This is a genomic window from Roseobacter sp. MH60115 (genome assembly GCF_015644665.1).
Taxonomy (GTDB): domain Bacteria; phylum Pseudomonadota; class Alphaproteobacteria; order Rhodobacterales; family Rhodobacteraceae; genus Roseobacter.
The window spans coordinates 1-22,220 of the sequence record NZ_JADOBQ010000014.1 but is presented as its reverse complement, the minus strand read 5'-3'; the positions used below and the strand labels follow the sequence as shown (position 1 = coordinate 22,220).

The following is a 22,220-nucleotide window of genomic DNA, read 5'->3' as shown; positions in this document are numbered from 1 at the left end:
GGCGCAACACCAGACGCCCATCGTAATCGAAACCAACCAGATGGAAGACATCCTTGCCAATATCGATGCCGACCGACATCAGCTCATCAAAATCGTTCTTTGCCATGCTACTTCTCCATTTTGCAGAAATAGGCCAAGCCTAACCTGCTGGGTGAAGCAGCCGGTACATCCCATTAGCTACCGATTTTCTGTTGTGCGGCGAATGCCTGCTTCGAAACTGTCAATCACACGCATTGTGTCTTCGCCACATTTCACCATCGTGACCTTCGGGGACTACTTCGCAAAGGTCTGAGCCATATCCACGCAGTATCGCATACCCAGAAATTTGCTCGTCGTTCAAAATCTCAATGGTTTTTAAGTGGCGCGAGAGGTGAACAAAGCGCAATTCAGCGCGCGCCGTCTCTGTTTTGGCAATCAACTCAGTCAACATAGTTGCTGTTAAATTGCCCGACTTGAACCCCTCATCTAGCCTCCTCTCGGCTTCGATCAGTTCTTTTCCTTTGGCAATTGCGTCTTCTTTCATTCCCTCAAAAATCGTTCGTACACTTGCCATTTGTCGCTCGTTCAAGCCCAGCTCTTCGCTCAACTCCAGCACGTGAGCGGGGCCCGGATAACCATTCAACTCGGCAGGTAGTGCCAAGCCCCAACCCGCGCCACTTTGGAGGGCTTCGATGTCTGCTTCTGAAAGGCTGCTGATATCGCGTGCGTCAAAGCCTTTGTAGAGCTGGTTTTTGGTTTCTGCTGCAACTGGTGCGCCGAAAATGAGCCCTGCAAAGATAATGTACCAGATTTTCATGAATATCTCCGTTGGTTGCATCTTATCTGGCGCAACCAATTCCATCTTCATATGATCTTTATCATGTCATCTCAGATAATTTCGCTTTTCCTTCAAGCTTCTGATCGTCACTTCGATGCGAGAGAAACCGTTTTCAGAACTGGCGATCCGGTCGCACACATATTTTATGTTCGCCAAGGAAGTGCAGCGTTGGTTCGCACGCTTCCGTCTGGAGGCCAGGCGTACTTACAACATGCAACCGACAACGAAGTGCTAGCAGAAGCTTCAGCCTACGCCGACGCCTATCATTGCGATTGTTTGGCATTGAAGCGATCCACAATAGCTGCGATGCCCCGCGCTCAGTTTCGCGATGCCCTTCGATCCAACGTTGATCTAGCAGAAGAATGGGCTGCCCACTTAGCGCGCACGGTGCAGTTTACGCGCATGCGCGCAGAAATTCGCTCGTTGCGCGCCGTCGCTGATCGACTTGATGCTTGGCTGGCCGAGTACGGGCCTTTGCCAGAAAAGGGAGAGTGGCAATCTGTGGCACATGAGCTGTCGGTTAGCCCGGAAGCTCTTTATCGAGAGTTGGCACGCAGGCGATCCTAGTTGTGCGGAGGATTTCGTACCGCCTGAATTTCCTGGATACGCGCGGGCCATGTTGATCGAATAAACCCCAGGATGTTCCAAATCTCATCATCGCTCAATGAGTCACCAAATCCCGGCATCCCGCTGTTGAAATCGTTCACGCCCCGAGCTGCCAAAGCCTCTTTTCCTCCTAGTTTCGTATATTGAAACAGAAGCGCGTTATCATGGTGCCACGTGTGACCACGCTCGTTGTGAGGCGGCGCGGGCAGAACGCCATCTTCATTCGCAGTCTGCCAATTGGGCTGACCTTCGAGGCTTGCTCCATGGCACGAAGCGCAGTGCTCTGCATAGAGCGCTTTGCCACTTTCCAAGTCCCGGTCATCTAACTCATGGGCGGCGTATGCAAAACCCGTGGCAAAAACCATGATAGTCGTCAGCACAAACTTCATAGCACCTCTACCCAAGTTTTCATTCCGGATGCCTGATGGCCCAGCATATGACAGTGCAACAGCCATTTGCCTGGATTGTCGAAAACCACGGAAATCTTTTGAGACGCACCGCGCTGGACCAACGATGTATCACGCAAATCGCCAACCGATCCATCTCGGTTCAACTCGTAGAAATGGTGCCCGTGAAGGTGAATGCCGTGTGCAAAACTGGTGTCGTTGATCAGTTCGAAATGGGCGGTCTCGCCACGTTTGAAGCGGGCAAACGGTGCATCTTTAAACCCAGACACGCCATTGAAGGCCCAAATATCGTCGCCCGCGTGCCGACCACCCATGGCACCGCCTTCCATCTTTAAGCTCAATGATTGGTCGGGGGTTTCCTTTGGCTGTAAAACATTTGGGGCTGGCAAAGCCTCAACGGGCGTATTGGCGGGCGTGAGATTTTCACCTTCGATTTTCAGGCTGCCCATTTCGTAAATGTCATCACGCAGGATAAATAGAAATTTGATTGCGCTGGTGACATCACCGATGAGGTCAACGCGTTGCGCAGGTGCTATTTCGAAATCCTCTATGGGACGCGGTGTTGCAAGTGGCATGCCGTCCAGCGCAACCACCTGTCCTGAGAGTCCTTCGAAACGAACGGGGAAAACACGCGCAGTTGCTGTATTGATAAGTCTCAACCTGATCCGGTCGCCTATGCGAACGCTGTTTTGTGAAGGAAGGATTTTGGCGTAATTACCCATTCGTCCGGCATGGGCGAAGTCGTGCATATTGCCAAAGCCACCCATCAGCGCGCCGGTTTCTTCTATCCGCCAATCATCCAGCATGACGGTGATGTCGTGATCGACCCGAGGCGGATTGACTTCTTCAACAATAAGTGGGCCGTACAGCCCCTTGGCAACCTGTTCCCATGACCGGTTGTGAGAGTGATACCAGAAGGTGCCAGCGTCCGGTGTCGTAAAACTGTAGTCAAAGCTTTCGCCGGGCTGGACCAAAGGTTGGGTCATGCCAGGCACACCGTCCATCGCATTGTCTAAGCGGATGCCATGCCAATGCAGTGACGACCCTTCAGAGGTTTGGTTGTCGAACCGCACCGTCAGCGTTTCACCTTGGCGCACACGAAGCTCTGGGCCCGGAGTTGAACCATTGAACCCAAGCATGTCCGTCGTGCCATCTCCTTCGGGCAGGATTTGTGCCTTCACCGGCTCCGCACGCAGCACAGACGGGCTCGCTAATCCCGCATGTGGGAGAGCAAGAACAGCTCCAGTGCTTAAAAGAAACGTTCGGCGATCCATTTTCTGTCCCTACTCTCGATACGATTTGTGACAAGACTGACAGCTTGCACCAAGAGACTTCATCGCGATTGCAAGGTCAGCTTTATTGGCAATACTCGTGGATAGACCAAGAGCAGTGTTTTCCAGCTCCAACGACTTCTGCTTGAAGTCTTCAAAGTTTGCCCAAATCTCAACTTTGGCTTCAGATTTAGGGTCGTCTTCTTTTCCTTCGAACAAAGCCGGTGTTTGAGCCGCGTGTTTCGCTATAGCAGCGGCAGCCGCACGCGCTGCGTTTTGATCAAACTGCGTCACGCCTTTGGCCATCTGACCAATGACTTTCATCTCTGCCCCGATCCCGCTCATCGCGTCCATCCGCGCCTTAACAGCGGCATTTTTCACGCCAGAATGAGCAAAGGCAGCTCCGGCGAATAGTAAGGCTATGCAGAGAATAATGTTGGATTTCACCATCGTATCAAATGTCCCGATTAGTTGATGCCGTTGGCGCGTTGCATCTCACGAATGTAAGCTATGATCATCTGAGCATCACCGCGCGTCAAACCTTCGATTGGTGGCATATTTCCAAAAGGCCAATGGTGGCCACGAACGCCGTTTGCCACAGCCCGCTGGAAAGCCTCGTCACCATGATGCGACGGTTCATAGATGACGTGCACCAATGGAGGAGCCACATCCACTTGGCCAACAGCGTTCACGCCATGACATGATGCGCAAGCTGCTTCAAATGCTGTTTTTCCAACTTGCGCGTTCGTCGACAGCTTTTCTGGAACGATGGTCTCAACAATTGCCGAGTCGGGTTCACGCGGGACTTGAGAGGCTTGCGGTTCAGGCTCGACCGGAAACCAGTAGGCAAGAGCCGCCACGCCGATAAGAAAGACCAAAATCTGTACTGCTCGCATGTCGAAATTTCCATATTTCACCCTTCATGCGGCTTCCAGCAAGTGGAAGGTCAAGTGGGAATAGCTGACACTTTCGTGAGCATCCAGATTGCCATGCTCACCGCGCTAAGTTCCTTGCGAAAACGAACGCGGACGCAGATGCGCCTGTAGCGAAAGGCGGCTTTCCCCCGCGATCCCGACCTGTGGTGTGCAAATCCAATGTCGATTTCGGGCTGGTTCCGTCAACCGACCGAAACCGTCGGAAGTCTGCTCAGAGCCCAACCCGTTATTTCTTTTCTTTTTGCTGTGGGCGCACTTCGCGGGGAGAGTTGCTGTGTTGATCCAAGAGTTGCCGCAGTTCAGCAGCGGGACAACTGATCATGGGTGCGGCCTGCAGCAGACTTGGCACTGGTGCTTCACAAGAAGCAGGCAAAATCAGGCTTGTTTCCAATCTCTGTTTGCTGCTGCATGGCTTATAATATGCGGCAGGCTGATCGCTGCGGCACAGCGCTTCTGCCAAAGCAGCGCGTCAGTGCATCTCCTATCGGCTAGCCACTAACTGTTGGCCTTGCCGCGCCGGTTCGATGTCGCGCTGTCGGTCGCATATGCTTGGAAGTCGGAAAACGGCATCGGCTTGCCAAAGAGGTATCCTTGAGCCTCGGCGACTTCTCTGGTTTGGAGGAATTTCAGGTGCTCGTCGGTTTCCACGCCTTCGCACAGCAGAGTCATGCCAAGACCGCGGCACAGATCTCCAACCGCAGTCAGGATCGGCTCTGCGGCTGGGTCGGTGCCGAGGCCAAGCATGAAGGATTTGTCGACTTTCAGTTTTTCGATTGGAAGCTGCGACAGGTACCCAAGCGACGAATAACCCGTTCCGAAATCATCCAAGGCCCAGCAGACACCTCGAAACTGGATATCGCGCATCATTTCCACCAGTTCCCCTGTCCCATCGAACAAAACCGTCTCTGTAAGTTCAAGACAGAGGCGCGCGGCGGGGAATTGGGTCTCTTGCAACAGCCTGTTGATGTCGCTGACGATGTTCTCCGAAGTCATCTGAACGCCTGAGACATTTACGGCAACGCTCATGTGAGGGGGCAAGCGCATCGTGTCACGCACCGCCTTGTCCAGAACCCACGCCCCCAATTCGTTGATGAAACCCGTTGATTCCGCGATTTCGATGAATTCGTCAGGGTAGACCTGTCCAAGCGTATCGGATTTCCAGCGCAAGAGAGCTTCGGAGCCTATGAGCTTGAGGTCATCAACGCGATGCTGTGGCTGATACCAGACCTCGAACTCTTCGCGGTCCAAAGCGCGACCCATCGCACGCTCTATCGCCCGGGACCGGAACTGCTTCTTTGACATCGCGGGGTTGTAAGGATGAGGGGCATCGTTTCCGGCCAGCTTGGCAGCATCCAATGCCTCCTCGGCCTGGGACAGCGCATCCGAAGCCGAAACATCGGTGCCGGGATCAATGATGGAATAACCAAGTTTCAGGCCGACGCGGGCGTTGGAGTCTTCAAGCTCGTAAGGCTTGCCGATGATCTCGCAAAGGCGATGCGCCAGGTCTTGCACGTCGGTGTCATCCACCGCGAACTCGGTGAAGCATGCAAACGTGTCTCCGCCAAGGCGTGCAGCAGCAGAGATGTTCAACTCTGCTTCTTCCAAACGCTTGACGACATGTCGCAGAAGAGCGTCCCCGACATCCCGGCCCAAAACGACGTTCACGGTTTTGAAGCGGCTCAAATTGAATACAAAGATCGCGAAACACTCGCCTGCCTCTGCACGGAGCTTGATGAAATCGAGAAAAACGCTGCGCCGGAGGGCGCCCGTGAGTGCGTCGTAGCTGGAAAGATAGGCGATATCGCGTTCTTGCTGCTTGATCTTTGTGACGTCGCGCATCGACAGTGTGGCAATCTGAACCGTCTGCTCTTTGTTTTGATCGAAGGTCACGGTCTCCGACGGCGTGACCGTATACTCCAGGTGCAGGGCGGTGCCGTTGCCGAGGGACTCGTAGGTGCGCATTGCCCCATCGCCGCCTGCCCGCATCGCCGTCATAGCTTCGGTTTTTAGCCGCGCAGGAAGCATCAGGTCTTGTGTGTCGGTATAATCGAACAGACGCGCTGCGGAATCGCTGTGCATCCGCACTCTGCCCGTCTCATCGACGATGGCGATGGCATCGAAGCTGTCCTCGAAAACCTGCCGCAAAAGAGCTGAGGTGTTGGCGACCTCCTGCCGTTGCCTGGCAATGATTGTTCTGTTGACCTTCAACCGCCAGAGGAGCGACCAACTGCAAAAGACAAGCAGGCCTGGGTACAGAGGTGCTGTGGGAACCACGATGGCATGCCGCGCGAAGACCCCGAAAGCTGCAACCTCGCTCGCAACGAGGGCCAGCCCAGCGGCAGTGATCAAAGCCGTCGGCTTTCGGAACGCCCGCATCTGGAACAAAAGCAACAGCACAAGCAAGCCCAGCAAAATCCAACCTGTCGCGAGTGTCGCTGGGACGATACCACCCGCCAGGGTCTCGGCTGCCAAGACATGCACAAGTGGTCCTGGGATAATCCCGTGGACAGGAACCGCAAAGAGATCGCCCAACTCAATAGCGGAAGCCCCCACGACGATTGAACGCCCTGCGATCATATCCGCTTCAAACCTGCCTTCAGCGACGTCGACCGCAGACAAAACCGGTACGCTGTCCGGTCGAATGGCGTAGTTGATCGGAAAGCTGCCGGATCGCTCCGAAAACGTGCCGGTGATCAAAGCAGCGGCTGATGGGATATACTCTTCCGCGATTACCGCGCCGTACGGATAGAAGCGGATTGCCCCCTGCGCATCGCCGAAGACATTGACCAGTGCGGGCCAGCTTCGCTGCGCAAAATCCTCCATGGGCCAATTGATGGTTTCCTCGCTGCTGTTTGTGCGGCTGAGCTGTTGAAAGACGGGCAAGTAGGCGTTCCCCGATCTGTCCAGAGCTGCTGCAAAGGCAGCATCACCAGCCGGATCGGCAGGGAATGCAAAGTCGATGTCAAAAAAGACATCAATAGCGCCTGCTCTGGACAGGTTTTCGAGGATGTCGGCATGTACCTGACGAGACCAGGGCCAGGTGCCCACAGCGCGGATGGAGTCTGCGTCAATCGCCACAAACACAAAATCGCCGGACGCGCTGCGGTCGAGTAGACCTGACCTGATGTCTTCCACGCGGTCATTCAGCCCACGTAAAAAGCCGCCGCGATCAGCCAGGAGGATCGCGGCGACAATCAAATGCACGATAAGCAAATGCCGCATGACATGGGAGGAGGGTGTCAGTTTCCGCCTCCATTGCCGTTTCCATTCCCATTGTTGCCGTTGCCGTTTCCGCCGCCGTTGCCGTTCCCGCCACCGTTGCCGTTTCCATTCCCGTTGTTGCCGTTGCCGTTCCCGCCGCCGTTACCGTTCCCGCCACCGTTGCCGTTTCCATTCCCATTGTTGCCGTTGCCATTCCCGCCACCGTTGCCATTCCCGCCACCGTTGCCGTTCCCGCCACCGTTGCCGTTCCCGCCGCCGTTGCCGTTCCCGCCGCCGTTGCCGTTACCAACGCCGTTGCCGTTACCAACGCCGTTGTTGCCGGTATTGGCAGGTCCTGCCGCGCGCCCATTGTTCTGACTGTTCGACGCGGGAACTTCTCGCAATTCGGTGCTGAAGGTATTCGGTGCACCCGGAACTTGACTGGTCACTTCTGCAGCAGCGACGCTCAGAGATTGACCATCGGAGACGGCCTCACGACCCGCTTCGACATCGACGCTGCGTTCATCGCTGCGGACCTCGACAACGCCCTTGTCGACCCGAACGGATGCGCTTTGCTGGTTGGTGGTAACCTCCAAAACCGTCCCCTTAATGACGGCGGCCAGGTGCGGTGTGACAACGCTGGTGCGTTTACGCTGCTTGGTAACCACAGACAAAAAGACAGATCCACGCTGGTGAGTGACCTGCGTGGTTTGACCCGTCGGCTGAGAAACGGAGACCGCCGCGAGTGTATTCGCACGGTAAATGATCCGCTCAACTCCGCGACCGAGGATCGCGCGGCTGCGCGGGCCAGTTCGGATCCAGGTTCCGCTGGACAGGGTCGTCCCGTCCTTTGCACGGCTCCAGGTCTTCCCATCGACTGAAATGCGAACGTTCCCATCCGCGCGCTGGAGTTCCCACCCTTCAGCGGCAGCTTGGACAGCAGCACTGATCAGAAAAACAAACGTGACAAGTATGCGCAAAGACATGGTTTACCTCTTCAAAAAGTGCTGAAGAAATGCCGTGAAGAAGTAAAAGAACTTAAAACCAGGTCGTGGTTTGTAGGAAATTGGTTAATGGTTCTTTTCCGTTTTGCCGTATCGAGCAAGACCTGCAGACGAAACGTATCGTATTCCGGTGCTGAAGCGAGCTCTTTGGTCAACTCCACGCTCTATATGGCGGAATGGGTAAACTCGGCTGCGATACAGCGAACGATGTACCGCGTTCGCAAGTATATGCTGCGTCAGCGATAGTGAGAAATTGAATGACTGCAGAAGTCCGCTTTAAGCGATCATCGTTGCACGCTGCGGCTAAGGTCTCGATTGAGCCTCAGACCTACCGACTTGCTGCGATGTGTCGAAAGCCCGCTATGCGCAACACGACTTGCCTTCTTGGATCGGTGGGCATGGCACGGTTGCGTATGAACAATATACGCAGCAATCACCTTCGAGCGGTTTCAAGACCGTCTGACATGACTTGCATTCATAGAACCACTGGCAGGCGTCGGTAGGCATAGTCTCAGTCTCGACATGCCCGCAAGATGGACAGGTCAAGGTAGATTCCAAGACTACTTTTGTTGCTTCCGTCGCCATAGCGCGTACCCCGTCAGTATGAGAAAACCTGCCAAGATCGGCAGTAAAACAGCATCGTTGTAGAGAATGCCAAGCAGACCAGTAAGACCAAGTGCTGTGAGCACAATCGGCAACAGCGGCGTGAAACAGCAGAGGATCGCCAAGACTGTGCCGCCAAGGCCAAGGGCCAGCAATTTGTTCTTCATCGGGTCGATCTCCACAAATCCCACATGAACCGTTGTGCTGAGGCTTCCCAATATGGCGATGACAGTGCAACCAAGAAGGCAATGGTTGCGAAGGAAACCCAGACTATAGCGGATCGCTGACGCATTGCGCATGTTCTGAGCCTTATCACCCGATACCACGCCCAGATGAGCGCTATGGCGACTGCGACAAGGATGAAACCCCGATACGCAATGAAAGGCCCGAGCATCGTGAGCCATGTACCTCCGAGGCCGATGATGGACAGCCCGATTGGCAACACACAGCATGAGGCTGACAACAATGCGAGAAGTGCCGCGAATGCCATGATCAGCCGCGCTGCTACGCCGGATTCAGTCGCTGTTTGTTGATTTGCGTTCATGTCCATACTGCGGTTTTAGTTCCTGTAGTGGCTACAGGAGCAAGTAAAATGTTCACCATCGGCAAGGCATCAGAACAAAGCGGCGTGAACATCGAAACGATCCGATACTATGAGCGCGAAGGCATTGTTCCTAAGCCGGGCCGCTCAGCGGGAGGGCGCAGGCTATATTCACCCGATGAAATTGCGAAATTGAGGTTCGTTCGGCGATGTCGAGACTTGGGTTTCCCAATCTCAATCATTCAGACCTTCCTGTCGCTGACTGAACAAGATGATCGAAGTTGCGGTGAGGTGAAGACGTTGGCGGAAAATCATCTGGATGAAATCAACGCCAAGATCGAAAACCTGACACGCCTCCGCGAAGCACTTCTGAGCCTATCTTCGAATTGTGACGACGGAACCGCGGACTGTCCGATGCTGGACTCCCTCATGAAAGACGGCTTTGGCGAATCCGGATCAGAGCAAAGCAGACACTAAATTGGCCCCCGTGAACGGCAGAAAAGTCCCGCTAATGTGTGGTTTGGGTCTAACTCGATCTTGCGGTCGCGGCGAAAGTCCGGTCTGGCGGGCCGCGTCGCAGCATGCGAGATCTGGGACGAACGGCAGCTCTGGGCCGCTTCAGCCAAACTGAAGAATTTCTAACTCTTAGTCACTAAGTGCCGGGCCGGGGTCGCCGCAAGAACGAACTTCTTTCGTGCAGCCAAAGCAAACCCCAAAAAGATAACCAAGGTGCCGACGAGTTCCATAGTTTCAGGTTTTGTTCCCAATGCCACCCATGCAATCATCATTGCGACTGCGGGCGTAAATGTCGGCAGCAAGGCAGCTGTTTGTGTGCTCAGACGTTGCAGAGCGGCGACAAGTGCAACGACGCTGAGGATACCTCCGACGAAGCCTTGCATCGCGACTTGGGTCAAAAGCATTGGCAATTCAGTTTCGGAAAGGGAGGGCAAGGCAAACGGAGCGAGTGCGATCGCGGCGAGTATTGCTCCGAAGGACGCAATCGTGCTTGTGCCCTCGAGCACTGGTATTTGCCAATGACGCAGCAGGACTGTGTAAGCGCCCCACATCGTTCCAGCGGTCACGAACAAACCAACGCCCATCAGCCAGCTTTCGCCAACGCCCGTTGTTTCGATGCCGACCAGCAGTGAAAGCCCCCCAAACATGATCAGCGCGCCCAGCAAACGCGGTGCCGCAACATGTTCTTGCAACAGGAGCATGCCCAGGAGTGTTCCAGAGACAAAAACCGCGACTGGGGCAAAGAGTAATCCGTATGACAAGGGCGCAAACTGGTAACCCGCCACTGCGATCAGGCCAAACAATGGACCTCCCAGAATTGCCAGAACAACCAGTTTGTGGATTGGCAAGCGAACAGCGGTCGCGCGGGACCGCAGCCAAATCAACAACGGAATGGCAAACATACCGGGTGTCAAATAGCGCAGAAAGCTCAACGCAGCGGGCGACATGCCTGCATCTATTCCGGCCTTCGCTGCAACGTTGAACCCGGCCCAACTGAGAATAGTGATTGCGCCAAACAGGGGTCCCATGACGGGGTTGTCAAAAAGACGTGGCATGGTCGTCGCTCCAAACTTGTATTGTTTCCAGCCAAAGATGCACGCTTGGCTTCATGCCTTCCAATGCTAGTATTGGATCAAACCAATACCTTGGAGATATGCATTGGAGCTTCGTCACCTGCGCTACTTTGTGGCTGTTGCTGATCATGGTGGGATCAGCCACGCGGCGGAACGTCTCAACATCGCACAACCCGCCGTTTCCCGACAAATCAGGGATCTGGAGTTGGAGCTGGGCTTTGATCTACTCCTGCGTGAAGGGCGCCGTGTGGTTCTGACAGATGCTGGGTGGGTCTTCGCGGAGCGTGCGCGTGCGATCCTGCAAGATGCCGAGGACGCGTCAGAGAGCGCACGCCGGGTTTCGCAAGGCGAAGCGGGAAGCCTTCGGGTTGGCCTGCTGGAAACGGCATCATGGGCCGGGCATGTGCCGCTCACGCTGAACCAGTTCAAGCGCAGACATGACCGTATCCGACTCGACATTCGACCGATGTCATCTGTGGCACAGATTGATGCGCTCTTGGCCGGAGAGATCGATGCCGCGTTTGTCTATCGACAAGACAATATATCGAATGAGGCTTTGGCCGTGCATCACCTGCGGACAGACAATGTCGTCTTGGCCGCGTCGACGGATCTGGTCTTTGAGAGTGATGGCCCTCTGGCGTTTGAAGAAATTGACGGCTTGCCCATCGTCGCGTTTCCCAGGGCTGTGGCCCCGGCCTATTATGATCAAATGTTCGTTGCCTTGCGGGAAATCGGGTTTGATGCGCAAATCGTGCAGGAAGCCATAGACGAGACGACAATGCTTAGCCTTGTGTCCGCCGGTGTGGGATGCGCCTTTGTCAACTCCTCAAATATGCACCGCCCGCCGCGTCGGGTTCAGTTTCGCCCCGTCGAAGGGTTATCCGTACCGATTGAGTTTCTGTTTCTGACACAGAAATCGCCTGGCAGTCTTGCCCAGTTGTTGGTTGATACGGTTTTGCAGATTGATGCCGGTGAGGCATCATAAATATGCCTTAACAGACTTTTTAATTATCGCTTTTGACTGCCATGTTGAACCCATCGAAGCACACATCACCGATGGAGACACATCATGACACGCACTCTCAAAACCGCTCTTGCAAGTACGGCGATTGCCCTTGCTACAACTCTGCCAACCATTGCTGACACAACGGCCGGCACACCGATTACGATGGAAACCCTGGTCGATCATGCCGAGATGATCCGGGTGGCCGATACGATAGACGCTGCCGTGGATGCCAAGGACTGGGCACTGGCCCGCAGCCTCTTTACCGATGAAATCCGCGTTGACTTCACCTCTCTGATGGGCGGCGAGCCTGCGAAAATCCCCGCAGACGTGCTCATCGCGGGGTGGTCTGGGAACCTGACTGAAGAAAAAGAGTCCTTCCACTTGCGTGGCAATCACAGGATCAGGTTCGAGGCCGATGGATCGGCCACCATGGTCAGCCACGGCTATGCCTGGAACAAGATGGAGCGCGGTGCGCTGGCCGAAAACGGTGGCAACGCGCTTTGGGAAGTCTGGGGCATCTATGAGCACAGCTTTTTCCAAACCGAAGCAGGCTGGCGTGTAAACGGCATGAGCTTTTTTGCCACCGCCGAACGCGGCAATGACTTTGTCCGGAACACACCTGGAAGCTGATACCGCTTCAACCCGCCAACACCTCTTTGACCCTCAGGAGTTAGCAAATGACCAACGAAAATAGAGACATCAACCACAACCGCCGCGCGTTTCTGGCCGGCATACCGGCCGCGGCGGCAACTGTCGCTTTGGGTGCCGCCCATGTCAGCGCCCAAACGACGGGCACAGTGGCAGCTGGGCGTAGGCTGCTCGGCAATCTGGAAGTGTCCGAGCTTGGCCTTGGCGTACAGAACATGCACCGCACGTTCCATTCGATCGTGCCAGACCGGGATGAGATGATCGCCCTTATCCGCTCGGCCTATGAACAAGGGGTGACTTTCTTTGACTGCGCAGAGGTCTACGGCCCCTTCGAATGTGAACGCATTCTGGGCGAGGCGATGGCGCCGTTTCGCGATGACATTCAGGTAACCACCAAATTTGGGTTTGGCGTCGATCCGGAGACGGGAGAGTGGGACTTTTCTGTCACCAGCCAGCCCGAGCGCATTCGCCGCGCGGTTGAAGGATCGCTGCAACGTCTGGGCACGGATCGGATTGATTTGCTGTACCAGCACCGCGTTGATCCGAACGTCCCGATCGAGGAGGTTGCGGGTGTCGTTAAGGACCTGATGGATGAGGGCAAAGTGCTCTACTGGGGTCTGTCCGAGATGGGGCCAAACACGCTGCGCCGTGCCCATGAGATTCTGCCCGTAAGTGCTGTGCAAAGCGAATACTCCATGCTGTGGCGCGGTCGGGAGGCGGATATCCTGCCCCTGTGTGCTGAGCTTGGGATTGGCTTTGTGCCCTTTGCGCCGCTTGGCTACGGGTTCCTGACCGGGGCCATCGATATGCAGACCACGTTCGCGCCCAGCGACTTCCGCGCCCTTACCACGCGCATGGACCCGGACAACCGGGCGGTAAATATGGCGCTGGTTAATCTGGCACGTGATTGGGCCGCGCAGAAAGGGGTAAAGCCTGGCCAGATCGCGCTTGCCTGGCTGATGGCACAGGGAGACACCATCGTTCCGATCCCGGGCACCACGCAGATGTCCCACCTGCGCGACAACATCGCGGCGGCAAATGTCAGCTTCACGCCGGGCGAACTGGCAGAGATCAGAGCCGCACTGGACAGCATCGAGGTCCAAGGCGGTCGCGCCCCACAACTGGTCGCGGACTGGTCTGATGTCGAAGCACCGGACGCCTGATGTCCTGAAATGACTTGGCATGGCTCTGCAAAGGGCCATGCCTTTTCACCTTCCACGAAAGGACGGCAGGCCGGGAGGATATGAGGAAATCGGGATGCGTCCGGGACGGTAGTCGCCGTTTCGGGGCAATAATTTTCGCACGATCTATATCCAAGCGGGACTGTTTCAAAAGGCATATGTGATGGATGATACCTTCGAACGGGAGTCTGCAGCGCGGCTTATCCGAGCTGAACAGACCGGACTGCGCATCGCCTTGGCGTGCCGTACGGCGGCAACGGGTGCCGCATTCATATGGTATGTGCTTGCTGCTGTGCTGTTTCCCGAGGTGACCCCCCGTCTTGCAACCATCGGCGTGCTTTTGGCGTTTACAGCGGTCGGTGTTGCTCATGTCGCGATTATCGGTACCACATATGATCGGCCCTGGATCAAATTTGCAATTTACGGACTGGATGTCTGTGCAATTTGCGCGGTCTTCGCGCTAGTGCCGATCAGTCGGGCAGATGATGTGCCACAGATCATCGCGTTTCGCGCATACGGCATCTATTTTCTGTTTCCACTTCTCGCGATGGCATGCCTCAGCCTCTCGTGGCGGCTGGTGCTTTGGACCGGGGGCACGATCATCGCAGCATGGTGGGTGGCGTTTATCTGGGTGCAAAACCAGATGGGCAGCTATCTGTCCTGGGCGGATATGCCGACGAAAGCAACTAGGGCCGATTATGAAAGCGTGTTTTTGTCGATTGATTTCATTGGGCGCGGCAACCGCATCGAGGAAACGGGCATGGTGTTCTTCGCGACACTTGCACTGGCTTCTGCCGTCTACCGTGCACGCGCGGTGTTTTTTACGCAGGTGGCTGCCGATATCGACCGACAACGAGAAAAATCCTTGCGCGAACGCGTCTCTGGCCTGTTGGGAAAACATGTGCCCGAAGCGATCGCGACCCGGTTGATCGAAGATGACGCCCCGCTCAAACCGCAGCGAACACGGGGCACGGCACTGGTTATGGATGTTGCTGGGTTCACGGCGTTTTCGGCCCAGCATCCGCCCGAGCATGTGATTGAGACGCTGGACGCATTGCTCTCTGACACAGCCAAAGTCGTGTCTGAAAAAGGAGGGGTCGTTCTGTCTTATCTGGGCGATGGGTTTCTGGCGACATTTAACACGCCTGTATCTGTCACCGACCATGAAACGGCGGCGCTCGCAGCCGCCAAAGACCTGGTGACAGTTGCCAAAACGCAAGGCTTTGACGTGCGAATTGGGATTGCGAGTGGCGATTTGGTTACGGGCATTATCGGCAACGAAACGCGTCAGTCATTTACAGTCTATGGGGACGCCGTGAACCTGGCATCGCGGCTGGAAGGGCTCGGAAAAGATCTGAAAAGCTCCATTCTTCTGGACGAAGCAACAGGGGTTGTCGTAGGCGATGTTATGGAGTTGACGCGTCTTGGCGCGCATCCGATCAGAGGCGTTGACGGGCAAATCGAGGTTTTCGCCGCTTCGTAGGCCGCGTAATTCCTTGTGGTTCTTGGGCAAGTGCTTCGATGATTTATGCTGCATCGCGACAAGTGGAACGCAGCGCGCGCGAAATAGCGCTGCTTAAGCGAGGGCCCGATACAAAGGTCGGCTTCGTCGGCTCTTTGGTCACTTGGGAATGTCAAAAAAACGCAGTCACGGTCAATGTCCGCTATGCGGGCTGCACGCGCAGAAAACTGTTGGTTCGTCGAGTGACCGGATTGGGCCGCGAGCGACGCGTGCCTTGGTTGATTGGGAGTATCCCCTGCTGCGCTGTCACAAGCCCGCTGTGAGCCCAGAGTGACCGATGCTTTGACTTCGATGAATGGCGGCTTTGGTTCAGCTTCGTTGGTGACCGCACATCGCTTTAACTAAAATCGACGATTTATTCTCGCCGCAAATTAGCGCTTTCGAAGCGAAAATGAGGATGTATGGCAGCTCCTATCACTTTGCGAGAACGACATGCCGACCGGGATCCCTTCGCTAGTAGGAGAAATCGAACCTGCCGGTTCGACAAATTCGGACGTGTGCACATTGGTGCATGACGGGCAGAATGTGCTTTTCGCCAGCACAGAAATTGCAAATTTTCTCTCTCTTGATCCGTCCACTCTGTCTCACGGCGCTCCGGTCCCGATGATCTTCACTGAAACAGAGGAACTGAATGAAAATTCGTTGGAACGTCAGGCCCACGAGGCCGGATGGAGCTTGCGGTCCGAAACCGTGGGATCGTTAACCAGCATCGTCTTCCAGAAGATACGTAACCATGATCTCGGAAGGACATTCTTCGAAAAGACTTCCAGTATCATGGCTCAAGGCCTCATGATACATGACCGTGAACAAATTCTATGGAGCAATTCCAAGGTTGCAGAGATGCTGGATCTGCCAGCTGGTCTGGTCGATCCAGGAAGAAATTGGCTCGATATGGTGCGTTTCGCTGTTGATCGAGGTGACTATGGAGACGCGGGAGACGACCACATTAAGAGCCTCCGCCAAAACCTGACCCACGGAGGACCGGTGGCGGCGGAACGACAGGTTGGGAGCAAAGTTATCGCCATTGCGGGCCGCTACGATGGCGGTCTCGGCGTCGTTACTTATACAGACGTAACCGAAGCCCGCGAACGCGAAAAAAAACTCATCAAGGCAGAGACGCGCGCCCGGTATCTGGCGGAATACGACGGACTAACCGGGCTTCTCAATCGCCGTAGATTTGACGAGGCGATGCTGCACATGCTTGATGACTGGCATTCAGGACGTTTAAGTTGCAAGAAAGTTGCTGTCATTCTTCTTGATCTCGACCGGTTCAAGGCGGTCAACGACAGCCAAGGCCATGCGGCAGGTGATGCTCTACTGAAGGAGCTGTCCATGCGCTTCGGTGATGTCGTCAACGACGGCGACTTGGCGGCCCGTGTCGGTGGTGATGAATTTGCATTTGCGGTTCCGTGTCTCTCCGACAACGACGCGTTTGAATTGGCGGAGCGTTTGCAAACCGCCGCGACAGAGCAGATCATGATTGACGGAGTGCAATCGAACGTGGGCGCCTCAATCGGAATTGCCTTGTCTCAGTTTGGCGATGATAGCTCCGATCTCAAGATTGGTGCTGACTTAGCTCTCTACAAAGCAAAACGCGAAGGCCGCGGCAAGGTTGTCCTTTTTGACGATGAAATTGCCGAAGAGGAGCGCAACCGTCGCGAGTTTGAGCGAGATCTAAGGACCGCATTGGAACACGGCGAATTGGAGATGCACTATCAGGTGCAACACGAGCTGCACAGCAATCAAGCGGTCGGGTACGAGGCATTAATGCGTTGGCAGCACCCTATTCGGGGAGCGGTGTCCCCGGAAGAGTTTATTCCCATAGCAGAACAGATTGGTTTGATATCCGAGATGGGGCGTTGGGCCCTCATCCAGAGCTGCAGCGATATTGCCGGTCTGGACAGTACCTCCCGTGTTTCAGTCAATGTGTCTCCTGTTCAATTCATGACATCTGACCTTGTCGAGGATATCATCTCATCGCTGAAGGTTTCCGGACTTGACCCGAGCCGTCTCGAGATTGAGGTCACCGAGACGGTTATGATCAAAGAAACTGAAAAAACACTGGAAACGATGGAGGCGATCGCGGCTCTCGGCGTTGCGATCAGCCTCGACGATTTTGGATCCGGTTACTCCTCACTGTCGTATCTGACGCAATTCCCATTCAGCAAGATCAAGATCGACAAGACATTTATCGCGAGCATGCACAATGATCGTCGCTCCGAGGATCTGGTCCGATCCATTCTCGCGCTCGCGAATGCCCTTGATCTGAAAGTCACAGCCGAAGGTGTCGAAACTCAGCGTCAATTCATGGCGCTGGTGAAGGAATGTTGTGACGAGGTGCAAGGCTACCTGCTTGGCAAACCAGTCAGCTATGCGGAACTCAAGGGAGAGAGGAACAGACATTCGCTCAAGGATGGGTAGTGAAAAAACTGGTTCGGGTTCGCTGTTGCCTTTGTCTGACGTCAGCAATTTCACCAAGCTCTATCGACGGGAATTTGGCGAAACCCCGAGCAAATCCATCGCCCTGCTGAGGAACCTTCAATGATGTCAGCGCCTGCGCTACCGGCGACTGTGACATCGGGCCTGTCCGTAGAATAGGACCGTCTCAGCAGAGAGCCTGCCGGTAGGTCGCGAGACGGATTGTGGGTGTCGGAACGCCCCTGCCGGAGACGTGGGTTTTGCGGCCTTCGCTCCGCAACCGTGGCAGCGACAGGCCCAAGCCGGGAGGTCAACCTATGCGAGAACTCAGAGCCGCACGAAATTCCGATGTTCAGCCGTTGAGATTCGATTGCACAGCAGAAAGTGCCGCCTCTGGTACGAACCGCCTATGCCGCAGGTGCCCTGCGCCGCCGCAGGAGGCCGATGGCGCCGAAGCCCGCCAGAAGCAGCGGCAAAGAAGCGGGCAGCGGCACCGCAGCGGGGGACGGTGGGCTGGAGAGCCCGAAGGCGCTGATGCTCGCGAAACCAGCGTTATGTGTCAGCGTGTAGGTTTCGCCTGCCAGAAAGATCGAGATGGTGCCCATGTCAAAGGCGAATGTGCCCCTCGATCCGATGTCGTTGCGACCTGAGGTGCCGTTCGCCCCGCTGAGCTGGAACTCTGCGGAGCTGGTCGCAAGTCCGATGCTGTATGTGTCGATGATCGTATCGACGCCGAAGACCAGATCGACGCTGACAAGTAGTTCCCAACCGATATCGCCAAGGTATATTCCAAAGGCGTCTACCTCGACAGACCCGCCGCGGGTTTGAGTGTTCTGGAAGGTCAGTGAGAAGTCCCCGGCTCTCACCGTATCCCCATTATTGACGGAATTATCCGCAAATGCCGGCGCGTTATCGGTCAAGTCCAGTGTGACCGTGGCGGATTGTGCGGGCAGGGCTGTGGCGGTGAGGGCGCAGAAGAGCGCGATTTTCAGAAGTGTCATAGGTCTATCCCTTTGGTGTGTTTCAAAAAAATTCAAAAGCCGGGGCGCTCAGGTCCGGCGTCGCCGCAGGAGGCCGATGGCACCAAAGCCCGCCAGCAGCAGCGGCAGAGAAGCAGGCAGCGGCACCACGCTGGGGGATTGCGGGCTGGACAGCTCGAAGGCCGCGATAGTCGCGAATAAGGCGTTATTTGTCAGGGTGTAGGTTTCACCGGCGAGAAAGACCGGGATCGTGCCCATGTCGAAGGCGTATGTCCCGCCAGGGTCGAGGCTGTTGAGACCCGAGGTGCCGTTCGCCCCGCTGATCTGGAACGCCGCAGTGTCGGCGCCAGTTCCAAGGCCAAATCCGATGTCGTACGTTTCGACGATCGTATCGACGCCGAAGACCAGATCGACACTGGTAATTTCGCCTCCAGCTGAGAGCCCAAACCATGTTCCATCAGAGTCCACCTTGGAGTACGAGAAACCGTTGGCCTCAATGTTCCGGAAGGTGAGTGAAAAGCCATCAGCGCGGACCGTGTCGCCGCTGTTGACAAATCCATCCTGAAAACCCGGAACGGTGTTGGTAAGGTCCATGGTGACGGTGGCGGCCTGTGCGGGCAGGGCTATGGCGGCGAGGGCGCAGAAAAACGCGATCTTCAACAGTTTCATGGGCCAATCCCTTCGGTACTTGTTAAAATATGCAAAAGCCGGGGCGCTCAGGTCCGGCGTCGCCGCAGGAAGCCGATGGCGCCGAAACCGACGAGCAGGAGCGGAAGCGAGGCGGGCAGCGGCACCACGGCGGGGGACGGCGCGGCGGAGACCCCCAGTCCGCTGAGCAGGGAGTGTTGGCTGAACCCGTTGACGTTGTGGCTAAATGTGTAGGTTTCACCGGCCTTGAAGAACGGAATTGAGCCCATGTCGAATTTATTCATCCCTCGCGACCCGAAGCTGTTCGCGCCCGAGGTGCCGTTGACCCCGCTGAGCTGGAACGTTTTGTCTCCTGCGTTCCGGGTAAACCCGATGTCGTAGGTGTCGATAATGGTATCGATGTTGAAGACCACATCGAGCGTGATGATGGTATTGTCGAAGAAGTTGTTGAAGCTCATGCCGGAGCGGCTCGCAGAACCGGTACTTGTCGATTTTATGTTCACATCCTGGAACGTCAGCACAAAGCCGCCGGCACTCACACTGTCACCGTTGTTGACATAGCGGTCCCTGAAGTCAGGCACGGCTTCACGTCGTAGATCGAGCGTGACCGTGGTGGCATGGGCGGGCAGTGCTGCGGCGGTGAGCGCGCAAAAAAGAGTGATCCTCAAGAGATTCATGAAATCCTCAACTTTATTGGAATAATTTCCGGTCTAGTTCAGCACGCATGGTGCGACCGATAAAGTGCGCCTGGCCGTTTTGTCCTATTTGCGCTCATATTTGTCCGAAACGACGTTTGAGATGGCTTTGTCGCATTAAGCCGTCGAAGCGGCGAGACAAGTTTCGATAAAACCGAGAGGGCTGGCCAATGCCGCGTCGCGATCCGTTCAAGCAGCGTCGGTTTCCGAAGGACGTGATCCTTTTGGCGGTTCGCTGGTACTTCCGGGATCCGCTCTCTTACCGTTATGTCACTTGGCACTTACCCGCAGTGCCTGCCCTTATGGTGACAGCGGCAACCGCATAACTTTACTGGCCTGATCGACTGCAGTGAAAGGCTCGCCGGTTCAAGTGCCGAGAGGATCGGCACGCTCACCCAGAACCTGCCGCGCAATCCGCATCATTGCGGCCGAAAACGGCTTCAGGAGAGCGGCTACGTCCTCCACTGAGCCGGTCGGCCACGTGTCGTAGTCTTAAGGATGAAGGATCACCGGCATGCGGTTTTTCACATGGATCGACCCTACCAGTTCGTTGGCCTCCGTCGTCACCATCGTGTGGACCCGGCGAGCATGATCCGGATCCAGCAGATCCTCTTGTTCCTGGCGCCATAGGCCCGCGATCGCGAAGGGCGGCCGGTCGTCGTCGCCCTCGCCATTCATGACAAACCAGTAATCCGTCGCCGGCTGCTGCCCTTTCGTTTCGTTCAAACTTGATACCGGCATCAGGCATCGACGCTTGATGAAGCTCGCCTTCCAGAGTCCGCTGATCAGCAGCTTGTCGTCGCGGGCGTTGTTCCAGGCGTTTGGCTTGATCGGCTTTCCGGTTTTCTTCGAAACCGCTGGCGTCCGGAAGCCCCACGACATTTCCACTAGCTCACGGTTGCCAGCGTCATCGAGAGTAGCCACATCAGCCCCGAAGCCGACATTGGATTTGAGCCGCAAAGGTCGGAAGCGCGAACAGACTTGCCGTCCCATCATGACGTTTGAATGTCTGGTTCCACTTGATCGCATTGTCTGAGTTAATGCTCAGCAGCACGGCTTGCAAAATGGTTATGAGATCTGACTTTTTGCTCGCAGCATGAGCGTTCTGTCAGGTCACAGACTGGTTATTTGCCGTTCTGAAGGACAAGGCCAGCGGCCGAAAAGCTCTCGTTTCCAATCAGTTTTCCTTTGCGGCGGTCGGTCACGACAAATCCCTCTGACGCGTAAAGCAGCTGAGCGGGCGTGTTGCCCTCAAGCAGCTCAATACGTATTGAGCTGCTACTCTGCTGCATGATGTACCGCAAAAGGGCGCGACCAACACCGCGGCGGTAATACGCAGGGTGGACGTAAAGCCAAGTAACTTCAAACTGGTTGAAGGCGACAAATCCGGAAACGACACCACCCAGTTCCGCCACAACAAGATCATCGTCGAAAAGACCTTCTTCCTCAAAAGTGTCTTCTAAACAGCGGAAGGCCGCCACTCCAACAGTGTACGCCAATTCGTCTCGTCGTGCCATGTCGTGAATCGTGCATAGGTGTTGCCAGTCCGCAGCCTGATAACTTCGGATAGAAATGGTACCGGGCATGGATTTCCTTTTTAGTTTTCTTGCTGTTGTTGCTTGGAGCGGGGGCGTCACAACGTTAACTGTAGCCACAATTAACGGCAACAAATTAAGGTCAGTAGTTATTATGTAGCCAACGATAAAAAGCGAAATTCGCGTCATCTCATAACTTGAAGGCTATCGCCACACGACGTTTAGAACGCAATGGGTGTTCGCTCCGACAGGTCCGACAGGGTAGGCAAGGGCACTATGTATCCTCAATTCTACGACAATGCTATTATGAGGAAGCTGCGGCAGTTACCCGGAGCGACAACCCATTTCAGCTGGGATGTCTATACAAATTGCGAATAAGAGCTTTACCCTTTCGTTCCCAAAAGCGAACGTTCGAACACGCCGCAGCATACGGTAGGTAATGGGACGTACCGGCTGCTTCACCCAGCAGGTTAGGCTTGGCCTATTTCTGCAAAATGGAGAAGTAGCATGGCAAAGAATGGTTCTGATGAGTTGATGTCCATCGGTATCGATATTGGTAAAGATTTTTTCCATCTGGTTGGCTTTGATCTGGATGGCTGTCTGGTGTTGCGCA

22 protein-coding genes are annotated in these 22,220 nt (G+C 55.4%); 7 read left to right on the top strand and 15 right to left on the bottom strand.

The window, feature by feature from the left end; translation table 11 throughout:
* Positions 1-220: 220 nt before the first annotated feature.
* Positions 221-796, bottom strand: a complete 576-nt coding sequence (locus tag ISX84_RS22980; protein WP_195822762.1) for a hypothetical protein — start codon at positions 794-796, stop codon at positions 221-223.
* 63 nt (positions 797-859) lie between these two features.
* Here ISX84_RS22980 and ISX84_RS22975 point away from each other — a divergent pair, with 63 nt between their 5' ends.
* Positions 860-1,384 (top strand): Crp/Fnr family transcriptional regulator, encoded by a 525-nt coding sequence (locus ISX84_RS22975; protein ID WP_195822761.1) that lies wholly within the window; start codon positions 860-862, stop codon positions 1,382-1,384.
* Here ISX84_RS22975 and ISX84_RS22970 read toward each other — a convergent pair.
* The 8 genes from ISX84_RS22970 to merF form a co-directional block, all read right to left on the bottom strand.
* Positions 1,381-1,812, bottom strand: coding sequence for a c-type cytochrome (locus tag ISX84_RS22970; protein WP_195822760.1), 432 nt, complete (start codon positions 1,810-1,812; stop codon positions 1,381-1,383). The genes ISX84_RS22975 and ISX84_RS22970 overlap by 4 nt on opposite strands.
* The gene (locus ISX84_RS22965) at positions 1,809-3,104 is read right to left on the bottom strand and encodes a multicopper oxidase family protein (protein ID WP_195822759.1); all 1,296 of its coding nucleotides are present in this window, start codon (positions 3,102-3,104) and stop codon (positions 1,809-1,811) included. Before ISX84_RS22965 ends, ISX84_RS22970 begins: the two co-directional genes overlap by 4 nt.
* A gap of 9 nt (positions 3,105-3,113) precedes the next feature.
* Positions 3,114-3,551 carry a c-type cytochrome gene (locus tag ISX84_RS22960; protein ID WP_195822758.1) on the bottom strand — a complete coding sequence of 146 codons (438 nt, stop codon included), beginning with the start codon at positions 3,549-3,551 and terminating at the stop codon, positions 3,114-3,116.
* Between the two features lie 17 nt (positions 3,552-3,568).
* Positions 3,569-3,997 carry a c-type cytochrome gene (locus tag ISX84_RS22955; protein ID WP_195822757.1) on the bottom strand — a complete coding sequence of 143 codons (429 nt, stop codon included), beginning with the start codon at positions 3,995-3,997 and terminating at the stop codon, positions 3,569-3,571.
* A gap of 534 nt (positions 3,998-4,531) precedes the next feature.
* A complete protein-coding gene (locus ISX84_RS22950; protein WP_326838786.1) occupies positions 4,532-7,240 on the bottom strand; it encodes an EAL domain-containing protein in 2,709 nt (902 codons plus the stop codon).
* Between the two features lie 35 nt (positions 7,241-7,275).
* Positions 7,276-8,223 (bottom strand): FecR domain-containing protein, encoded by a 948-nt coding sequence (locus ISX84_RS22945; protein ID WP_195822755.1) that lies wholly within the window; start codon positions 8,221-8,223, stop codon positions 7,276-7,278.
* Positions 8,224-8,601: 378 nt separating this feature from the next.
* Positions 8,602-8,826 (bottom strand): GDCCVxC domain-containing (seleno)protein, encoded by a 225-nt coding sequence (locus ISX84_RS23330; protein WP_229884518.1) that lies wholly within the window; start codon positions 8,824-8,826, stop codon positions 8,602-8,604.
* Entirely contained in the window at positions 8,802-9,248 is a 447-nt protein-coding gene (merF, locus tag ISX84_RS23515) for a mercury resistance system transport protein MerF (RefSeq protein WP_326838785.1), read from the bottom strand. Before merF ends, ISX84_RS23330 begins: the two co-directional genes overlap by 25 nt.
* Positions 9,249-9,436: 188 nt before the next feature.
* Between merF and ISX84_RS22935 the strand changes: the two genes are divergently transcribed.
* Entirely contained in the window at positions 9,437-9,862 is a 426-nt protein-coding gene (locus tag ISX84_RS22935; protein WP_195822754.1) for a MerR family transcriptional regulator, read from the top strand.
* Between the two features lie 161 nt (positions 9,863-10,023).
* Here the strand turns inward: ISX84_RS22935 and ISX84_RS22930 are convergent, their stop codons facing one another.
* Positions 10,024-10,956 carry a DMT family transporter gene (locus ISX84_RS22930; RefSeq protein ID WP_195822753.1) on the bottom strand — a complete coding sequence of 311 codons (933 nt, stop codon included), beginning with the start codon at positions 10,954-10,956 and terminating at the stop codon, positions 10,024-10,026.
* 103 nt (positions 10,957-11,059) lie between these two features.
* On the opposite strand from ISX84_RS22930, the gene ISX84_RS22925 reads away from it, so the two are divergent.
* From ISX84_RS22925 to ISX84_RS22905, 5 genes are all read left to right on the top strand, one after another.
* Complete coding sequence (locus ISX84_RS22925; protein ID WP_195822752.1) at positions 11,060-11,959, top strand: LysR family transcriptional regulator; 900 nt, start codon at positions 11,060-11,062, stop codon at positions 11,957-11,959.
* Positions 11,960-12,043: 84 nt separating this feature from the next.
* The gene (locus ISX84_RS22920) at positions 12,044-12,610 is read left to right on the top strand and encodes a nuclear transport factor 2 family protein (RefSeq protein ID WP_195822751.1); all 567 of its coding nucleotides are present in this window, start codon (positions 12,044-12,046) and stop codon (positions 12,608-12,610) included.
* 47 nt (positions 12,611-12,657) lie between these two features.
* On the top strand, positions 12,658-13,791 hold the full coding sequence (locus tag ISX84_RS22915) for an aldo/keto reductase (protein WP_195822750.1): 1,134 nt from the start codon (positions 12,658-12,660) through the stop codon (positions 13,789-13,791).
* A gap of 181 nt (positions 13,792-13,972) precedes the next feature.
* On the top strand, positions 13,973-15,292 hold the full coding sequence (locus ISX84_RS22910) for an adenylate/guanylate cyclase domain-containing protein (protein WP_195822749.1): 1,320 nt from the start codon (positions 13,973-13,975) through the stop codon (positions 15,290-15,292).
* 471 nt (positions 15,293-15,763) lie between these two features.
* On the top strand, positions 15,764-17,752 hold the full coding sequence (locus ISX84_RS22905; RefSeq protein ID WP_195822748.1) for a putative bifunctional diguanylate cyclase/phosphodiesterase: 1,989 nt from the start codon (positions 15,764-15,766) through the stop codon (positions 17,750-17,752).
* 404 nt (positions 17,753-18,156) lie between these two features.
* Here ISX84_RS22905 and ISX84_RS22900 read toward each other — a convergent pair whose 3' ends face one another.
* From ISX84_RS22900 to ISX84_RS22880, 5 genes are all read right to left on the bottom strand, one after another.
* Positions 18,157-18,750, bottom strand: a complete 594-nt coding sequence (locus tag ISX84_RS22900) for a VPLPA-CTERM sorting domain-containing protein (RefSeq protein ID WP_195822747.1) — start codon at positions 18,748-18,750, stop codon at positions 18,157-18,159.
* Positions 18,751-18,798: 48 nt separating this feature from the next.
* Positions 18,799-19,398 carry a VPLPA-CTERM sorting domain-containing protein gene (locus ISX84_RS22895; protein WP_195822746.1) on the bottom strand — a complete coding sequence of 200 codons (600 nt, stop codon included), beginning with the start codon at positions 19,396-19,398 and terminating at the stop codon, positions 18,799-18,801.
* Positions 19,399-19,445: 47 nt separating this feature from the next.
* The gene (locus ISX84_RS22890) at positions 19,446-20,054 is read right to left on the bottom strand and encodes a VPLPA-CTERM sorting domain-containing protein (protein ID WP_195822745.1); all 609 of its coding nucleotides are present in this window, start codon (positions 20,052-20,054) and stop codon (positions 19,446-19,448) included.
* A 510-nt stretch (positions 20,055-20,564) separates the two neighbouring features.
* Complete coding sequence (locus ISX84_RS22885; protein ID WP_195822744.1) at positions 20,565-21,068, bottom strand: SOS response-associated peptidase family protein; 504 nt, start codon at positions 21,066-21,068, stop codon at positions 20,565-20,567.
* A 128-nt stretch (positions 21,069-21,196) separates the two neighbouring features.
* Positions 21,197-21,658, bottom strand: coding sequence for a GNAT family N-acetyltransferase (locus ISX84_RS22880; RefSeq protein ID WP_195822743.1), 462 nt, complete (start codon positions 21,656-21,658; stop codon positions 21,197-21,199).
* Positions 21,659-22,220: the final 562 nt, after the last annotated feature.